This is a genomic window from Micromonospora sp. SYSU B005 (assembly GCF_055362685.1).
Window position 1 is genome coordinate 186501 of sequence record NZ_JAXCFU010000003.1, and the last position, 16953, is coordinate 203453.

21 protein-coding genes are annotated in these 16953 nt (G+C 74.4%); 9 read left to right on the forward strand and 12 right to left on the reverse strand.

Going from position 1 to position 16953, the window contains the following annotated elements; genetic code table 11:
* Positions 1-15 precede the first annotated feature (15 nt).
* Positions 16-336, forward strand: coding sequence for a DMT family transporter (locus tag SM452_RS10075; protein ID WP_262012303.1), 321 nt, complete (start codon positions 16-18; stop codon positions 334-336).
* Here the strand turns inward: SM452_RS10075 and SM452_RS10080 are convergent.
* Positions 314-856 carry a DinB family protein gene (locus SM452_RS10080; protein WP_355507683.1) on the reverse strand — a complete coding sequence of 181 codons (543 nt, stop codon included), beginning with the start codon at positions 854-856 and terminating at the stop codon, positions 314-316. The genes SM452_RS10075 and SM452_RS10080 overlap by 23 nt on opposite strands.
* A gap of 377 nt (positions 857-1233) precedes the next feature.
* Positions 1234-1758: a GNAT family N-acetyltransferase gene (locus SM452_RS10085; RefSeq protein ID WP_357208624.1), complete on the reverse strand. Its 525-nt coding sequence runs from the start codon at positions 1756-1758 to the stop codon at positions 1234-1236.
* A gap of 187 nt (positions 1759-1945) precedes the next feature.
* Here SM452_RS10085 and SM452_RS10090 point away from each other — a divergent pair, with 187 nt between their 5' ends.
* Both SM452_RS10090 and SM452_RS10095 read left to right on the forward strand, forming a co-directional pair.
* Positions 1946-3193 carry an MFS transporter gene (locus SM452_RS10090; protein ID WP_355507678.1) on the forward strand — a complete coding sequence of 416 codons (1248 nt, stop codon included), beginning with the start codon at positions 1946-1948 and terminating at the stop codon, positions 3191-3193.
* A gap of 23 nt (positions 3194-3216) precedes the next feature.
* The gene (locus tag SM452_RS10095; RefSeq protein ID WP_355507675.1) at positions 3217-3750 is read left to right on the forward strand and encodes a GNAT family N-acetyltransferase; all 534 of its coding nucleotides are present in this window, start codon (positions 3217-3219) and stop codon (positions 3748-3750) included.
* A 1-nt stretch (position 3751) separates the two neighbouring features.
* Here the strand turns inward: SM452_RS10095 and SM452_RS10100 are convergent, their stop codons facing one another.
* The 5 genes from SM452_RS10100 to SM452_RS10120 are packed head-to-tail and all read right to left on the reverse strand — an operon-like array spanning position 3752 to position 8319.
* Positions 3752-4009, reverse strand: a complete 258-nt coding sequence (locus SM452_RS10100; protein WP_302906013.1) for a UBP-type zinc finger domain-containing protein — start codon at positions 4007-4009, stop codon at positions 3752-3754.
* A complete protein-coding gene (locus SM452_RS10105; protein ID WP_463839773.1) occupies positions 4006-5586 on the reverse strand; it encodes a Na+/H+ antiporter in 1581 nt (526 codons plus the stop codon). The genes SM452_RS10100 and SM452_RS10105 overlap by 4 nt, the downstream gene beginning before the upstream one ends.
* Before the next feature lie 37 nt (positions 5587-5623).
* A complete protein-coding gene (locus SM452_RS10110) occupies positions 5624-6589 on the reverse strand; it encodes a TIGR03885 family FMN-dependent LLM class oxidoreductase (RefSeq protein WP_262012296.1) in 966 nt (321 codons plus the stop codon).
* 41 nt (positions 6590-6630) lie between these two features.
* Complete coding sequence (locus tag SM452_RS10115; protein WP_355507668.1) at positions 6631-8043, reverse strand: NADP-dependent succinic semialdehyde dehydrogenase; 1413 nt, start codon at positions 8041-8043, stop codon at positions 6631-6633.
* 12 nt (positions 8044-8055) lie between these two features.
* The gene (locus tag SM452_RS10120) at positions 8056-8319 is read right to left on the reverse strand and encodes a DUF6343 family protein (RefSeq protein WP_262012294.1); all 264 of its coding nucleotides are present in this window, start codon (positions 8317-8319) and stop codon (positions 8056-8058) included.
* Between the two features lie 162 nt (positions 8320-8481).
* Between SM452_RS10120 and SM452_RS10125 the strand changes: the two genes are divergently transcribed.
* Positions 8482-9075 carry an antibiotic biosynthesis monooxygenase gene (locus tag SM452_RS10125; RefSeq protein WP_262012293.1) on the forward strand — a complete coding sequence of 198 codons (594 nt, stop codon included), beginning with the start codon at positions 8482-8484 and terminating at the stop codon, positions 9073-9075.
* Positions 9076-9174: 99 nt separating this feature from the next.
* Positions 9175-10029 carry a GDSL-type esterase/lipase family protein gene (locus SM452_RS10130; protein ID WP_355507665.1) on the forward strand — a complete coding sequence of 285 codons (855 nt, stop codon included), beginning with the start codon at positions 9175-9177 and terminating at the stop codon, positions 10027-10029.
* On the opposite strand, the gene SM452_RS10135 is transcribed toward SM452_RS10130, so the two are convergent.
* The 3 genes from SM452_RS10135 to SM452_RS10145 form a co-directional block, all read right to left on the reverse strand.
* On the reverse strand, positions 10006-10749 hold the full coding sequence (locus tag SM452_RS10135; protein ID WP_355507663.1) for an EcsC family protein: 744 nt from the start codon (positions 10747-10749) through the stop codon (positions 10006-10008). The genes SM452_RS10130 and SM452_RS10135 overlap by 24 nt on opposite strands.
* A 40-nt stretch (positions 10750-10789) precedes the next feature.
* Positions 10790-10936: a hypothetical protein gene (locus SM452_RS10140; RefSeq protein WP_166456378.1), complete on the reverse strand. Its 147-nt coding sequence runs from the start codon at positions 10934-10936 to the stop codon at positions 10790-10792.
* Positions 10937-11028: 92 nt separating this feature from the next.
* Positions 11029-11874, reverse strand: coding sequence for a peptidase M23 (locus SM452_RS10145; protein WP_355507660.1), 846 nt, complete (start codon positions 11872-11874; stop codon positions 11029-11031).
* A gap of 393 nt (positions 11875-12267) precedes the next feature.
* On the opposite strand from SM452_RS10145, the gene SM452_RS10150 reads away from it, so the two are divergent.
* The 3 genes from SM452_RS10150 to SM452_RS10160 are packed head-to-tail and all read left to right on the forward strand — an operon-like array spanning position 12268 to position 14363.
* Positions 12268-13188, forward strand: coding sequence for a proteasome assembly chaperone family protein (locus tag SM452_RS10150; RefSeq protein ID WP_135239297.1), 921 nt, complete (start codon positions 12268-12270; stop codon positions 13186-13188).
* A gap of 37 nt (positions 13189-13225) precedes the next feature.
* Positions 13226-14023 carry an exodeoxyribonuclease III gene (locus tag SM452_RS10155; RefSeq protein ID WP_355507658.1) on the forward strand — a complete coding sequence of 266 codons (798 nt, stop codon included), beginning with the start codon at positions 13226-13228 and terminating at the stop codon, positions 14021-14023.
* Positions 14024-14048: 25 nt separating this feature from the next.
* Positions 14049-14363 (forward strand): antibiotic biosynthesis monooxygenase family protein, encoded by a 315-nt coding sequence (locus SM452_RS10160; protein WP_463839774.1) that lies wholly within the window; start codon positions 14049-14051, stop codon positions 14361-14363.
* A 106-nt stretch (positions 14364-14469) separates the two neighbouring features.
* On the opposite strand, the gene SM452_RS10165 is transcribed toward SM452_RS10160, so the two are convergent.
* Together SM452_RS10165 and SM452_RS10170 are read right to left on the reverse strand one after the other, a co-directional pair.
* Positions 14470-15081 (reverse strand): class F sortase, encoded by a 612-nt coding sequence (locus tag SM452_RS10165; protein WP_463839894.1) that lies wholly within the window; start codon positions 15079-15081, stop codon positions 14470-14472.
* A 479-nt stretch (positions 15082-15560) separates the two neighbouring features.
* Positions 15561-16142 carry a hypothetical protein gene (locus SM452_RS10170; protein ID WP_463839775.1) on the reverse strand — a complete coding sequence of 194 codons (582 nt, stop codon included), beginning with the start codon at positions 16140-16142 and terminating at the stop codon, positions 15561-15563.
* Between the two features lie 139 nt (positions 16143-16281).
* Between SM452_RS10170 and trmB the strand changes: the two genes are divergently transcribed.
* Positions 16282-16908: a tRNA (guanosine(46)-N7)-methyltransferase TrmB gene (trmB, locus tag SM452_RS10175; RefSeq protein WP_318336324.1), complete on the forward strand. Its 627-nt coding sequence runs from the start codon at positions 16282-16284 to the stop codon at positions 16906-16908.
* The last annotated feature ends 45 nt before the right edge of the window (positions 16909-16953 follow it).

Here is a 16953-nt window from a genome sequence, read left to right on the forward strand (position 1 = left end):
GGGTACGGTCCTGCGATGGCGTACCTGTTCCTGCTCGGCGCGATCACCGCCGAGGTGATCGGCACCAGTCTGCTCAAGGCCACCGACGGCTTCACCCGGCTCTGGCCCACACTGGGCCTGGCGGTGGCGTACCTGTCCGCGTTCGGGCTGCTCTCGCTGGCCGTGAGGGACATCCCGGTCGGCGTCGCGTACGCGGTCTGGTCCGGCCTCGGCACGGCCGCCATCATGGCGATCGGCGCGGCGTTCCTGGGTGAGCCGCTGAGCGTGACCAAGGTGATCGGCGCGGGGCTGGTCATCGCCGGGGTGGTGGTGCTCAACCTCGGCGGCGCCCACTGAGCCCGGCCGCTCGCAGCAGCCGGAGCTGGCCGATCTCGGCCACGTTCTTCATCAGCTCGGCGTTCACCCAGGCGGCCAGGTCCGCGACGGTGAGCCCGGCGTCGGCGGGCCAGGGGTACGCGGACGGCCGGTCCAGGTCGTCCGCGGTCAGCCCGTTCAGCGTGTCCGTCCACTCCGACCGCAGCTCCCGCAGCCAGGCGACCGTCTCATCGCCCGGCCCGGGCCAGCGGATGTCGTCGCGTTCCCGCGCCGGCCGCTGCCGCACGTGGTCGGCCGCGACCGACCACCACCAGCCGATGTGCCAGGTCAGCCACGCGATCGTGGGCGCGGGCACCGGGTCCGGCTCGGTGTCGGCCCAGTCGGGGCGCCACCCGCCGGCCTGGTCCCGACGCATGGTCCAGCAGAGCGCGGCCGGCTCCCAGAGGAAGTCCGCCGGCTCCAGCCGGTCGAGGTGGTATTCGGCGAGCGCCCAGGTCAGGTCGAACTGCCGGCGCAGCAGGGCGGGCACGGAGGCGGGCACCGCGCGATCGTGGCACGGCCCGAGCCCTCGGTCGACCGGTTAACCGCTCCGGGCGCCTCGCGACCGGGCACCTCGCCGACGTGCCGCCCACCGGCCGAGCCCTCGCGCCCCCCGCCCTCCGCCCTCCGCCCGACCTTCGCCCGACGTGTCGCTCCGCACGACCTCCGCCCGACCCCCGCCCGGCCTTCGCCCGGCCGCCGTCCGACGTGTCGCTCCGCCCGGCGTGTCGCTCCGAAACGAAGGGACAGCCCGAAAGCGATATGACTCTCGGGCATAAATATGCCCGAGAGTCATATCGCTCGAAGCCTTACCCTTCTCGAGAACCACCGACGGCGGTCGTGACGCGCGCGCGGACCAGCCTCGTCGGCACGCCGCAGTCAGGTACGCGTGCGGGAGACGGGGCGGCGCATCGCCATCCGCTCGGCCGGGTCGAGGCCCAGCGCCGCCTCGGCGGCCAGCAACTCGACCAGCCCTGGCGTCAACTCCGTGCCGCTCAGCTCCCGGAACCCGCACCGCCCGTAGTAGGGCCCGTTCCACGGCACCGAGCGGAACGTGGTCAACGTCAGCGCCGGCAACCCCTGCGACGACGCCCACCCCGCCACCCGGTCGAGCAGACGCCGCCCGATGCCACGCCGGGCGTACGCCGGGTCGACGCTGAGCTGCTGCACGTGCGCCGCGCCGTCGACCAGGTCGGCCAGCACGAACGCGATCGGGCGGTCGGCCAGGTCGGTCGCCACCCACAGCCGGCCGGCGCGCTGCCCGGCGGCCAGCGCCTCCACCGGCAGCGGCGGCATGTCGGCCACCAGGGTCATGCCGATCTCCCGGAACGGGGCGCCGGAGGCCACCTCGATCCGCTGCACCTCGGTCAGCTCATCGGCCCGGGCGATCCTGCTGTGCTCCACGGCGCCGACCCTGGCAGAGCGGGGACCGGCGGGCGAGCGGATTTCCCGTACCCCGGTGTTCGGGCGGTGACCAGCGGCGGCGCTGCCCCGGCCGGCTCGCGGTGTGACGGGCGTCGCCCCGATCGGGGCTCCGGACCTGCCGGAACGGCCCTAGCGTCGATCCCATGGCCCTCGCCGGACCCCGCTGATGGGACGCGTCTCGCCGCTCCCGCCGCCCGGGCCGCTGCGCACCCTCGCGTACGCCACGCTGGTGAACACCGTCGGCGCGGGACTGTGGCTGGCGGGCGGGGCCCTCTACCTGACCCGGGACGTGGGCCTCTCCGCGACTTCGGTGGGCGCCGGGCTCACCGTCGCCGGGCTGGTCGGCCTGACCGCGAGCGTGCCGCTGGGCGCGCTGGCGGACAGGTGGGATCCGCGTATGCTCCGGGCCGCCCTCCAGGTGGGTCAGGCGGTCGCCGCGCTGGCGTACCTGCTGGTCGGTTCGTTTCCGGCGTTCCTGGCGGTGGCGGTGCCGGAGGCGCTGCTCGCGGCCGGCAACCTGGCGGTACGGGCGGCGCTCGTCGCGGCGGTCGGCGGTCCGGACGGCCGGGTGCACGCGTTCGCCACGCTGCGCGCGGTGGCGAACCTGGGCATCACCGTCGGTACCGCGCTGGCCGGGATCGCGCTCGCCGTGGACACGCACCGGGCCTACCAGGTGCTCGTCGTGGGCAACGCGGCCAGCTACCTGCTCTCGGCGGCGCTGCTGATGCGCCTGCCACCCCAGCCGACCGCGGCCGGCGCGCGACACACGCCGGCCACGCTGCGGCGCGGCGAACCGCTGCGGGACGGGCGGTTCCTCGCGGTCAGCGGCGTCTCGGCGGTGCTCAGCACGCACGTGACGGTGCTCGTGCTCGTCGTCCCGCTGTGGACGGTGGACCGAGCCGGCGCGCCGCCACCCGTGGTGTCGGCGGTGCTGCTGGCGAACACGGTCCTCACCGTGCTGCTCGCGGTCCGGCTGAGCCGGGGCGCCGAGCGGGCGGCGCCGGCCGCGCGGAAGCTGCGCCGGGCCGGGCTGGTGCTCGCGGCGGCGACACCGCTGTACGCGGCGACGGCCGGCCTGCCGGTGCTCCCGGCGGTCGTCCTGCTGCTCGTCGCGACGGCGGTATGGACGGTGGGCGACCTGTGGCACGGCGCGGCCGGCGCGGGCCTCGCCTACGACCTGGCCCCGCCCGGCGCGATCGGCGCCTACCAGGGCGCGGACGGCCTGCTCGCCGGGCTGGCCCAGGCACTCGGCCGGGGCCTGCTCACGCTGCTGGTGCTCGGAGGCGGGCCGGTCGGCTGGCTGGTGCTCGGCGGGATCCTCGCCGCCGCCGGGCTGGCCGCCCCGGCGCTGGCCCGCCGGGCGATCGCGGACCGGCCGGTGCCGGAGGCACGACCCGCCGGGGTGCCCGGCTGAGCCGCGTGTAGCAGCATGGCGGGATGACCGACCAGCAGAGCATCACCATCCGCCCGGGTGGACCCGGCGACGCCCCCACGCTGCTGCGGCTGCTCGACAGCGCCACCGCCTGGCTGGCCGAACTGGGGCGTACCGACCAGTGGGGCACCGAGCCGGCGTCGATCGACCCGCGCCGCATCGCCCAGGCCGACGCGTGGGCGGCCGGGAACGGCCTGTACCTCGCCGAGATCGACGCGACGGTGGCCGGCGCGCTGGTGGTGGGCGCGGCGACCGACTATGTGCCGCCCGCCACCGAGCCGGAGCTGTACGTGAACCTGCTGGTCACCGACCGCGCGTACGCGGGGCGCGGCGTGGGGGCGCGGTTGCTGGCGTACGCGGCGGAGCTGGCCCGCGAACGCGGCGTCGGCCTGCTGCGGGTGGACTGCTTCCGCAGCCCCGACCGGGCGCTCGTGCGGTTCTACGAGGGCTGCGGGTTCACCGCCACCGAGCCGTTCACAGTGGAGCGGCCGGGCCGCCCGACGTGGACCGGGCAGGTGCTGGAGCGCCGGGTCGGCTGAGTCAGCCGATCTCCTCGTCCACGAAGCACCAGCGCCACGACTCCCCCGGCTGGATCGACCGCATCACCGGGTGCCCGGTGGACTCGAAGTGCTTCGTGGCGTGCTGGTACGGCGAGGAGTCGCAGCAGCCCACGTGCCCGCAGGTCAGGCAGGCGCGCAGGTGTACCCAGTCCGGGTTGCCGATGGCGACGCAGTCGGGGCACTCGGTCGTGGTGTCCGGCTCGGCGGTGCCCGCCTCGGCCAGGTGCTGGCAACTCATTCGACGGCCTCCTGTCGCAGCATGGACTCCTCCAGATCCAGATCACGATAGGCGCGGGTGAGCGCCTCCTCCGGGATCTGCCCGGAGTCGCGGGCGGCCCGGAACACCTCCCGCTCGGCGTCGATCATCTCCTGCCGCAGCCGCGCGTACGCCTGGGAGGGGGTTTCCCGTTCGGTGCCGCCGAGCCGTTCCCAGGCCAGGTTGGCGCGGGAGGTGGTCAGCCCGCGCAGGCGTTCCACCACCGCCTCCGGCGCGCCCTCGGCCAGTTCGTCGAGGCGTTCCCGGGCGGCCCGGCTGGCCCGCTGCTGCACCCCGGCGGCGGACAGCGCGTCCTGCACCGGGTCGTCCGGGGGCAGCCGCAGCCGCCGGGCCACCCAGGGCAGCGTCGCGCCCTGCCCGACCAGCGTCGCGACGATCACCGCGAAGGCCAGCCAGATGAGCAGCGCACGCGGGTACGGCGCGTCGCCGGCCAGGGTGAGTGGCAGGCCCAGCGCGGCGGCGAGCGTCACCACGCCGCGCATGCCGGCCCAGCCGATGACGACGGGGAACTGCACCGGCGGCGCCGGGTCGCGCTGCCGGACCCGGGGCACGAGCCGGGCCAGGTAGGTGGCCGGGAACACCCAGACGAACCGGGACAGGAAGACGGCGGCCAGCACCGCCGCGGTGATCGCCACCAGCGAGCCGAACGGCTCGTCGAGGTCGCGGACCACCTCCGGCAGTTGCAGGCCGACCAGCAGGAACACCAGTCCTTCGAGCAGGAACCGGATCAGCCGCCAGAACGCGGTCACCTGGAGCCGGGAGGCGGCCGACAACAGCGTGGGCAGCTTGTGCCCGATGCCGAGGCCGGTCACCACCACGGCGACCACGCCGGAGGCGTGGATCTCCTCGGCGGCGAAGACCACGGCGAACGGCACGATCAGCGACAGCGCGTTGTCCAGCACCGGGTCGGTGATGCGCTTGTGCAGGTAGCCGAAGACCACCACGCCCAGCAGGCCGACCAGGATGCCGCCGCCGGCCGCGACGACCACCTCCCGGGCCACCGCGCCGACGCCGACGCCACCGGTGGTGGCGGTCGCGGCGACGATCGCCACCCGCAGCAGCACCAGCGCGGTGGCGTCGTTGACCAGGCTCTCGCCCTCCAGGATGGTGACGACCCGCCGGGGCAGGCCGACCCGCCGGGCCACCGCGGTGGCGGCGACCGCGTCCGGCGGCGCCACCACCGCGCCGAGCGCCAGGCAGATCGCGTACGGCAGCTCGGGCAGGAACCAGTGCACGACGGTGCCCACCACGAACGCGGTGAAGACGACCAGCCCGACGGCGAGCAGCAGGATCGGCCGCAGGTTGAGCCGGAACGCCGGCACCGACGTCTCCAGCGCCGCCACGTAGAGCAGCGGCGGCAGGATGCCCACCAGCACCAGGTCCGGGTCCAGCCGCACGTGCGGGAAGAACGGCAGGAAGGACAGGGCGAGGCCGAGCACCACCAGCAGGATCGGCGCCAGCAGGCCGAGCCGGCGGGCGAGCGCCGCACCGAAGGTCGCGATGGCCAGGAAGACCACGACCTCGAACAGAGCATCCACGAACGCCGAGCCTAGGCGGCGAAGGGCCGATGTGTGATCAGGCGGCGGAGCGCAGCTTCGGCAGCACCTCGGCGCCGAACGTGTCGATGAACGCGCGCTGCTCCTGCCCGACGTGGTGCAGCGCGATCTGGTCGAAGCCCAGCGCCACGTACTCCTCCAGCCAGCCGATGTGCCGGCCCAGGTCGGCGGAGACGTTCACGGTCTCGGCGACCTTGGACATCGGCACGTCGGCGCTCGCCACGTCGAAGTGCTCGGGGGTCTCCAGGTCCCAGCAGACCGGCGGCGCGAACACGTTGCTGCGCCACTGCTCGTACGCGATCGCCTCGGCCTGCTCCTGCTCGGGCGCCCAGCTCACGTGCACCTGGAGGTGCAGCGGGCCTCGTCCGCCCGCGTCCCGGTAGGCGTCGATCATCCGCCGCAGGTGCTCGACCGGCGCGTTGACGGTGATCAGTCCGTCCGCCCACTCGGCGCACCAGCGCGCGGTGGCGACGCTGACCGCGGCGCCGACCAGGGCGGGCGGCTCCTCCGGCCGGGTCCACAGCTTCGCCCGGTCCACTGTGACGAGCCCGTCGTGGCTGACCTCCTCGCCGGCCAGCAGCGCCCGGATCACGTCGACGCACTCACGCAGCCGGGCGGTACGGATGTCCTTGCGCGGCCAGACCTCGCCGGTGATGTGCTCGTTCGAGGCCTCGCCGGTGCCCAGCGCGGCCCAGAACCGGCCCGGGTACATGGCGCCGAGTGTGCCGATGGCCTGCGCGATGATCGCCGGGTGGTAGCGCTGGCCGGGCGCGTTCACCACGCCGAAGGACAGGTTCGTGGCCTGGAGCGCGGCACCGAGCCAGGACCAGGCGAACCCGGACTGGCCCTGCCGCTCGCTCCACGGCGAGAAGTGGTCGGAGCACATGGCCGCGTCGAAGCCGGCGCGCTCGGCGTGGATCACCGCCTCCAGCAGCCGGGCCGGGTGGATCTGCTCGTGGGATGCGTGGAAGCCGAACGCCGTCATGGTGGGCTTTCCTACCCGTGACGGCGTCCGGCCAATCGCGTCTACTCGGAGTGGGCGCCGGCGCCCGCGCCGGCCTCGCCCTCGCCGATCCACACGGTCTTGGTGTTGCAGAACTCGCGCATGCCGGCGGCGGACAGTTCGCGGCCGTACCCGGAGTTCTTCACGCCGCCGAACGGCAGCTCCGGATAGGACGTGGTCATGCCGTTGATGAACACGTTGCCGGCGTCCAGGTCGACGGCGAAGCGCTCCTGCTCGGCCGGGTCGTTGGTCCAGGCGTTTGAGCCGAGGCCGAAGCTGGTGCCGTTGGCGACGGCGATCGCCTCGTCGTACGAGCCGACCCGGTAGAGCCCGGCGACCGGCCCGAACACCTCCTCGGACCACATCCGCATCTCCGGACGCAGGTCGGTGACCACAGTCGGCGGGTAGTACCAGCCGTCCCCGGCCGGCTTCTCGCCGCCGCAGAGCACCGTCGCGCCCTGGTCCACCGCGTCGGTGACCTGGGCGTGCACCTCGTCGCGGCCGCGCTCGCTGGCCAGCGGGCCGACGTCGGTGCCGTCGTCCATCGGGTCGCCGACCCGCAGCGCCGCCATCCGGGCGGCGAACTTCTCGGCGAACGCGTCGAACACGTCGGTGTGCACGATGAACCGCTTCGCGGCGATGCAGGACTGCCCGTTGTTCTGGCAGCGGGCGGTGGTGGCGACCTCGGCGGCGGTGTCCAGGTCGGCCGAGGGCATCACCACGAACGGGTCGCTGCCGCCCAGCTCCAGCACCGTCTTCTTGATCTCCCGGCCGGCGATCTGGGCGATGGACCGGCCGGCCGGCTCGCTGCCGGTGAGCGTGGCGGCGCGCACGCGGGGGTCGCTGAGGATCCGGTCGACCGCGTCGGAGCCGACCAGCAGCGTGGTGAACGCGCCCTCTCCGAAACCGGCCCGGCGGAACAGGTCCTCCAGGTAGAGCGCGGTCTGCGGCACGTTCGAGGCGTGCTTGAGCAGGCCGGTGTTGCCCGCCATCAGGGCCGGGGCGGCGAACCGCATCACCTGCCACAGCGGGAAGTTCCACGGCATCACCGCGAGCACCGGGCCGATCGGCTGGTAGCGCACGTATGCCCGCTTCGCCTTGACCGCGGCGGCGTCGGCCGGCTCGTCCGCGAGCATCCGGGGCGCGTTCTCCGCGTAGAAGCGGCAGGCGGTGGCGCACTTGGTGACCTCCGCCTTCGCGGCGGCGTACGTCTTGCCCATCTCGGTGGTCATCAGCCGGGCCGTCTCGTCGCGCTCGGCGTCGAGCAGGTCGGCGGCGGCGACGAGCCACCGGGCCCGCTGCGCGATGGTGGTGTCGCGCAACTGCCGGAAGGCGAGGTCGGCCCGCTCGATCGCGGCGTCGATCTGCTCGTCCGACATCGCCTCGTACGTCTTGAGCACCTGTCCGGTGGCGGGATTGGTGGTGGCGATGGGCATCTCGTACTCCTGTCACTCGAACAGCGAGTGCCGCACGCCCGGTTCCTCCCGGCGGCGCGCGGCGCGGCGGCGCTGGATCACGACCAGGTCGACCACCGCCACCACGGCGAGCAGCGCGCAGACGACACCCAGCCAGGCGATGTTCGCGGCGAACGCGAGCACCGCGAAGACGGTCATCACGACCAGACCGAACGTGGCGAGCGCGAGCCGCAGGTTCAGGGCGCTGTTCGCGTGGCCGACCGTGCCGCGGGCACGGCGGGGCTGTGATCGGGTCATTCCTGGGGCCTACCCCGGCACGGGCGGGGATAACCGGCCGGGGCGGGAACGCCGGTGATCCGGGACACCCGGCGGGCAGGCGCCGGATGCGCCCGGACAGCGGGTGCGTTACATCGTGGCGCCGGTACCGGCGGAGATCCCGCGGACGGTGGAGAGGATGGCATGACCACGACGCAGGCCGTACCCGTTACCGTCGCCGTGTCCCGGCGCGCCGACCCGGCGCGTACCGACGAGGTGGTGGCGTGGATGCGGGCCGGGACGGCGCTCGCGGAGAGCTTCCCGGGCTTCCTCGGCGCCGGTTTCGTCCGTAGCGCGCCCGGTTCCGGTGAGTGGCACGTGATGTACCGCTTCGCCGACGCGGACACGCTGCGCGACTGGGAGGACTCGCCGCAGCGGCGCTGGTGGCTCAGCTCGGCGCAGGGCATGGTCGAGCACACCCGGGTCGAGCGGCGTACCGGCATCGAGGGCTGGTTCGACCCGCCGGTGGACCACGTGGTCGAGACGTTCGGCGAGCCGGAACCGGCCGCGCCGCCGCGCTGGAAGCAGGCGGTCACGATCTGGCTGGCGTTCTTCCCGCTCAGCCTGGCCGCCACGCTGCTGACCACCCGGTTCCTCGCCGGCGTGCCGCTGGCCGGCCGGACGCTGCTGATGACGCTCGTGCTCACCCCGCTGATGACCTACCTGGTGCTGCCCCGGATCACCCGGGCGCTGCACCGGTGGCTGCACGGCCGGCCTGCGCCGACACGACAGATGTGAACGACAGTGGTCGATGCCCGATAGCCGACAGAACCGCCACCGGGGCCCCGCCGGGGCATAGGGTCGACGCGCCCGTTGCCGCCGCCGGACGGGGGACCGATGAGACGCTGGATCGCCGCGCTGGCCTGCCTGGCGGCGCTCGTCGCGCTGGCCTGTGACGGCTCCGGCGAGGCGTCACCCCGGCCGTCCGGCACACCCGCCCCCGGCGAACCCCGGGTGCTGGTCGCGCTCGGCGACTCGGTCAGCACCGGCTACGGCTCCTGCCTGGTGCTGGTGAGCTGCGAACGCAACTCCTGGTCGACCGGGGACGGCCTGCGGGTGGAGAGCCTCTACCGGCGGCTGCGCGCCGACGCGCCGGGGCTGCGGGCGTACAACCGGGCGGTGCCCGGGGCCCGCGCGGCCGCGCTAACCGGCCAGGCCCGGTCGGCGGTACGCGACAAGGCCGACCTGGTCACCGTGCTGATCGGGGCGAACGACGCCTGCCGGGGCGACGTCGACGACATGACGCCGGTCGCCACCTTCCGCGACCAGGTCGACGCGGCGCTGGGCGTGCTGCGCGAGGGCCGGCCGAAGGCCCGGGTGCTGGTGGTCAGCATCCCGGACCTGTACCGGCTCTGGCAGATCGGGCACACCGAGCCCCGCGCCGTGCGGGCCTGGTCGCGGGGCGTCTGCCCGTCGCTGCTCGCAGGCGCCACGTCGACCGCACCCGCCGCGGTGGCCCGCCGGGCCCGCGTCAAGGACCGGATCGAGGCGTACGACGGGCAACTGCGCGCCGCCTGCCGGGCGTACGGGTCGCGCTGCCGGTGGGACGGCGGCGCGGTGCACCGCCACCGCTTCACCCTGGATCAGGTCAACGCGCTCGACTGGTTCCACCCGAACGCGACCGGGCAGGGCCGGCTGGCCGAGGTGGCCTGGAACGCCTCCGGCTGGTCAGGGCTGACGCGGGCCCGGTAGCTGCCGGGGACCGCCGGCGCGGTAGAGGGCACGCGTACGGTCGGCCAGTTCCTTGGTGGCCGCCGAGTTGGCCCAGGTGCCGAGCACGATCGCGGCGCCCGGCACGACCTTGGCGAACATCCGCTTGGCGGCACGTACCCCGGCCATCCGGGCCAGCCGGACCCCGAGCTGGAGCATCACCCGGCCCAGCGCCCGGTCACCGGCGGAGCCGAACAGGGCACCGGCGCGCTCCCGGCCGGCGGCCACGCCGAGCGCGAGACGGGCCGTCTCGGCGACCTTGTGCACCCGCTGGAGCACCAGCAGGTCGGTGGCCCGGTCCGGGTGCGCCGGGTCGACGCCGTAGGCGGCCGCGACGTGCAGCACCAGCCGGGCCTGGGTCCAGGCCAGCACGCCCACGTCGATCACCGCGCCGGGCAGCCCGGCCGCGCCGGACACCGCACCGGAGAGCCGGGCGTGGTTGACGAACTTGCGGACCGCCTGGTCGGCCAGGTGCTCCGGCGGGGCGTCCGGCCGCAGCGCCCGTTCCCGGGCGGCCCACTGCGCGGCCTCCGGGCCGAGCCGGCGCACGGCCTCCAGGGCCAGGTGCTCCGGCGCGTACTGCGGGTCGTCCCGCATCCGGTCCCACAGCTTGGCCGGTGGCGCCTCGGGCGCCTCCACCGGCGGGACGGGGGCGGTGGGGACGGCGTTGGGCTCCCCGTCGACGGGGGCGGGGTCGGTCACGAAGGGCTCCGGAGGGCTCGTGCGGCGGGGGTGACGCGGGTCAGCGCCGGCGCGACTGCAGCCGGGTCGCGATCTGCCGCAGCCGGGCCTGGTTCTCCGGCTTCGACATCTCACGCCGGCCGCGGTCGACCAGCTGCTGGCCTCGCGGCGACCGCAGGAAGGCGGTGATCCGTTGCATCAGCGACATGGTGTCCTCCGTCCGCGGTCCCCTTCATGTGTACCTGGGACCGGCAAGCCCCTGATACCCGAATCGGCCCTTCGGCAACCACCCCGTCCGGGTCAGCCCAGGATCTCGGCCACCACCTTGCCGGCGCGCCACTCGTGCTGGGCGTACGCGTCGGGGAACGCCGAGATCTGCACGGCCTGGGCGGCCACCGAGAGCGGCAGGCTCTGCCAGCCGGGGATCTCGGCCAGCGCGGACAGGAACGCCTTCGTCGCGTACTCCGGGTCCATCAGCTGCTCGACGGTGCCCCAGCCGCTGCTCGGGCGCTGCTGGAACAGTCCGACCGAGTCGTGGTCCCAGCCGATGGCCTGGTGCGGGTAGTTCTGCGACTCGGGCAGCACGCCGCTGGCGTAGTTGAGCAGGGTGCTCTCCTGCATGGCAGTGGCCACCGCGATGACCAGGGCGCGGCGCGGCATGCCCATCTCCTTGCCGGCCTGCACGATCTTCTTCGCGTTGTTCATCTGGGTGCGGTCCAGGCCGGCGACCGGGACGATCTGCCGGACGGTCTTCTTCGGCTTGGGCTTGGCGGTCGCCTTGGGGCTCGCCGTCGCGGACGGGGTGGCGCTGGGGCTGGCGGGGGCGGTGCTCGGCCGGGCCATGGCCCGGGAGGCCGGGTCGACCTCCGCGCGCTCGGCGACCTCCGCCGAGGGCGCCGGGGTGGCGGCGCGGTCCGGGGCGCCGAAGCCGGCCTGGCTGACGCCGACCAGGCCGAGGCAGCAGGCCGCGCCGGTGGCGACCGCCAGCTTCGTCCGGCCGGGCCGGGGGTTCGTGGGTGCCCAGAAGCGGGTACGCCGGACCAGTCCCTGGAGCATCGTCGAACGGTTGGTGGAGGGGGTATCGTCCGAACGGTCAGCCGGGCGGCCGGAGCCGAACGGGTCGTCGAGGTTGCCGTCGTTACGCATCCGACGAGGCTAGGCAGGGCAAACCGGGATCACCCAGGCCGAAAGGGTGGCCCTCGCCACACTTTGGCCATTCCGAAGCGGACGGCCCTCCCCAGCGCGGGCCGCCGGACCACGGACCTCGGGAAACGGACAAATCACCCGGGCGGCGGCGCGCGCGGCGGCGCGGGCAGGAACGCCGCAGACCTCCCGGTCCCGCCCGATGATCGACTAACTCGTCCGTTCGGACGATCCGGATATGGGTCGCCGGACCGGGGCGTAGCCGAATCGTGATCATCATCCGGGCATCGGACGTGGCCGTAACGGAATGGACCACCCACCCCGGTACGTTTGCCGAACCGGGGAGTCCGCACACTCGGCGCTCCCCCGCACGCGTCGACAGGGAGGACCCCACCGGTGCTCGATCCACACGAGCTCTACGAACTCACCGACGAGCTGCCCGAGCTCGGCCAGCCGGTGCTGATCCAGGCGCTCACCGGCTTCGTCGACGCCGGCAACGCCACCCGGCTGGCCCGGGAACAGCTGCTCACCTCGCTCGACGCCCAGGTCGTCGCCCGCTTCGACGTGGACCAGGTCTTCGACTACCGCTCCCGCCGCCCGGTGATGACGTTCGTCGAGGACCACTGGGAGTCCTACGACGCCCCGGCGCTGGAGCTGCACCTGCTGCGCGACGACGACGAGACCCCGTTCCTGCTGCTCACCGGCCCCGAACCGGACCTGCAGTGGGAGCGTTTCGTGGCCGCCGTCGCCGGGCTCAGCGCCCGCCTCGACGTCCGGCTCACCGTCGGGCTCAACTCGATCCCGATGGCGGTGCCGCACACCCGGCCCAGCGGCGTCACCGCGCACGCCACCCGCAAGGAACTGATCGCCGGGCACGAGCCGTGGCTGCAGAAGGTGCAGGTGCCGGCCGGCGTCGGTCACCTGCTGGAGTACCGCCTCGGCGAGCAGGGGCGCGACGCCCTCGGCTTCGCCGCGCACGTGCCGCACTACGTGGCCCAGGCCGAGTACCCGGCCGCCGCCGAGGCGCTGCTGTCCGCCGTGTCCCGCAGCACCGGCCTGCTGCTGCCAGTCGAGGCGCTGCGGACCGCGGCCGAGGCGGTCCGGGTGGAGATCGACCGCCAGGTCACCCAGACCGAGGAGGCGGCGACGCTGGTCCAGGCGCTGGAGGAGCAGTACGACGCGTTCGCCCGCGGCCGGGGCGAGAAGAGCCTGCTCGCCGGCGAGACCGGGCCGCTGCCCACCGCCGACGAACTCGGCGCCGAGCTGGAACGCTTCCTCGCCGAGCAGACCCGCCCCGGCGACACCCCGGAGCGCTGAGGCGGCGGGGCGGGCGGCGATGCGGCAGGCTGGGGACATGCGCCTGGCGACCTGGAACGTCAACTCGGTGAAGGCCCGCCTGCCCCGGCTGCTCGACTGGCTGGCCACCACGAAACCCGACGTCGTGTGCCTGCAGGAGACCAAGTGCCCCGACGGGGCGTTCCCGGTCGCCGAGGTGGGCGAGCTGGGCTACGAGGTGGCCAGCCACAGCGACGGGCGATGGAACGGCGTCGCCGTGCTGTCCCGGGTCGGGCTGGCCGACGTGACTGTCGGCTTCCCCGGCGAACCCGGGTTCCCCGAGCCCGAGGCCCGCGCCATCTCGGCCACCTGCGACGGGCTGCGGGTCTGGTCGGTGTACGTGCCGAACGGCCGCGCGCCGGACGACCCGCACTACGCGTACAAGCTGGCCTGGTTCGCGGCGCTGCGCGACGCCCTCGAACCGGAGGTGGCCGGCGCGCTGCCGGTGGCCGTCTGCGGAGACTTCAACGTGGCGCCCACCGACGCGGACGTCTGGGACCCGGCGCTGTTCGTCACCTCCACCCACGTCACCCCGGCCGAGCGGGCCGCCCTGGCCGCGCTGCGCGACCTGGGACTGGAGGACGTGGTGCCGACGCCGATGAAGGGGCCGCACCCGTTCACGTACTGGGACTACCGGGCCGGGATGTTCCACCAGAACAAGGGCATGCGGATCGACCTGGTGTACGCGAGCGCGTCGTTCGCCCGCACGGTCCGTTCCGCGTACGTGGACCGGGAGGCCCGCAAGGGCAAGGGCCCCTCCGACCACGCCCCGATCGTGGTCGACGCGGACCTGGCACCGGTCGTCGAGACGTTCTGAGCGCGGCGCTGGTTAGGGTGGACACATGGCTGTCGTGAAGATCAACGCGATCGACGTCCCGTCCGGCGCCGGCGAGGATCTGGAGAAGCGGTTCGCGGCCCGGGCCGGCGCGGTGGAGAACTCCCCCGGCTTCCTCGGCTTCGAGCTGCTGCGCCCGGTCGCCGGGGACACCCGCTATTTCGTGTACACGCGCTGGGAGAGCGAGGAGGCCTATCAGGCGTGGGCGCAGGGCCCGTCCCGGGCCGCGCACGCCGAGGGCGGCGAACCCCGCAAGCCCGTCGCCACCGGCGCCACCCTGCTGGAGTTCGAGGTGGTCCAGCAGGTCCCCGCGAAACCCTGACTTTCTTTCGGTCGATCATGAAGTTGGCGGCACTCACCGTCCGTTTTGTCACCGCAAACCTCATGATCGACGCGCTCGGGGCGGGGGACGTGCCGGGTGGGGGTGGTCAGCTCGCCAGGGACGCGAAGACGATCACGTTGTCCTGGTAGCCGGTACGGCCGCCCACCCACTCGCCGCCGCACGTGATCAGGCGCAGCTCGGCCGGGCCGGAGTCGCCGTAGACCCGGGCGGCGGGCAGGTTCGACTTGTCGAAGTACTCGACGCTGTCCACCTTGAAACTCACCACGCTGCGGTCGGCGCGGGTCACCTGGATCCGGGCGCCCGGCTTGAGCGAGCGCAGCCGGTAGAAGACGGCCGGGCCGCTCTTGGTGTCGACGTGGCCCACGATGATCGCCCGGCCCGGGTCGCCGGGCACCGCTCCCCTGTCGTACCAGCCGGTCTGGTCGTGCTCGGTCAGCGGCGGTACGTCCACCGAGCCGTCCTTCGCCTGCCCGACCGGGGTCACCGGCGCGTTGACCTTGATGGCCGGCACGGCCAGGCGTACCGGCCGGCTCGCCGGCTTCCGGACCGGCGCGGCGGCACTCGCCGGGGCCACCGCACCCGACCCGGTCGACCGGCTCGACTCGGTGGACGCGTCGGCGAAGTCGAACGGCCCGGCCGTGCGCCCGAGGCCGGCCCCGGTGGCGAACACGCCGACCAGCACCAGCACCACTGCCAGCGGCTTCGACCAGGAGCCCCGGCCCCGGTCTTCCCTGCCAGGCGGCGCCGGTGGCGGTTCGACAGGCGGCGGCCCGGCGGGCCGGGGGCGCAGGGCCGGCGGATCGGCGGACGGCGGGTACCACGGTCGCGACGCGGCGGGCGGCGGCATCCACGGCCGCGCCCCGTAGACCGGCACGGCCGACGACCCGGTCCCGGCGGACGACCCGGTCCCGGCGGTCGGTCCCGTCCCGGCGGACGACCCGGTCCCGGCGGTCGGTCCCGTCCCGGCAGCCGGCCTGTCCCCCGAGCGCGGGCCGGTCCGGGGCGCGGCGGCCGGATCAGCCCTGGAGAACCGGGCCGCCTCGGCAGGCGGGCCGGCCCGGGACGGGCGGGCGGTGGCGGCCGGTGGCGCGGCGGGCGGAGGCAGGGCGAGGAACGGCCGGCCGGAGCGCCGGGATCCGGCGGGCGGCGGAACGAAGTGCTCGGCCATGACCGGCCTCAGCGTCCGGCGGCGCCGCGGGCCTGCCGGCGGGACGCGGCCACGCCGAGCCCGGCGCCGACCACTGTCACCGCCAGCCCGACCGGCACCAGCAGGCCACCGAGCCCGGGGCCGGCGGTGCCGCCGAAACCGGTCGCCGGGCCGCGGCTGGGCAGGTGGCTGGGCGGGTGGGTCGGCTGCCGGGTGGGCTGCCCCTGCTTGACCACCTGGAGCATGGTGGAGGCGGTCTCCCCGCCCGGGCACTCCAGCTTGACCCGGTAGTTGCCGGGCCGGGTGCGCTCGTGGACCATCGGCGAGGCGGTGAGCAGGCCGCGCTGCGGCTGCACCTGGACCCTGCCGAACGCGTCCGAGGTGACGATCGCCGGCACGGTGTTGTTCCGGCAGCTCGCCCGGATGCCGACGAGGTAGCCGGGCGAGACGGTGCCCGGGGTGACCTCCACGAAGATCACGTCGGCCGGGGGCTGTTCCGGCACCGGTTCGGCGGCGCGCGGCGCGGCCTGGGCGGGCAGCGCGCCGGCCAGCGGGGCGGCGCACGCGGCGGCCGCGACCAGCAGCGCCCTACGTACCCTGAACGACCCCATGACCCCTCCCGGCGTACGGGATGAATCCTCTCACCCCTGGGCGCACATCACATCCGATCCGGGCTAGGCTCGGGTCGCTGTGACCCTCCCCGACATCACCGCCGGCCGCATCCGCACCTTCCATCCGCGTCGCGGACGGATGAGCGAGCGGCAGCGCGACGCGCTCACCCGGCTCTGGCCCGCGTACGGCCTGGAGATCGCCGCCCTCGACGGGCCGTGCGATCCGACGACGCTGTTCGGACGACGGGCGCCGCTGGTACTGGAGATCGGCTCCGGCATGGGCGACGCCACCGCCGCCATGGCGGCGGCCGACCGGGACCGACACTATCTGGCGGTCGAGGTCCATACGCCGGGAATCGCCAACCTGCTCGACCTGGTGGAACGCCACGGTCTGGACAACGTACGGGTGGCCGAGGGCGACGCGCTGGACCTGGTCCGCGCCATGCCGGAGGGCTGCCTGGACGCGGTGCACGTCTTCTTCCCCGACCCGTGGCCGAAGACCCGGCACCACAAGCGGCGGATCATCGCGCCGGCGCACGTGGCGCTGCTGCGGTCCCGGCTGGCGCCGGGCGGCACGCTGCACTGCGCGACCGACTGGGCCGAGTACGCCGAGTCGATGCGCGAGACGCTCACCGCCGACCCGGAGCTGGTCGACGTGTACGGCGGCTACGCGCCCCGCCCGGCGCACCGGCCGGTGACGAAGTTCGAACGCCGCGCGCTGACCGCCGGCCGGGAGGTCTTCGACCTGATCCACCGGCGGCGCTGAAGCCGGTGCGCTGAACCCGGTTGGCGCGGCCGGGTGTGATCCAGG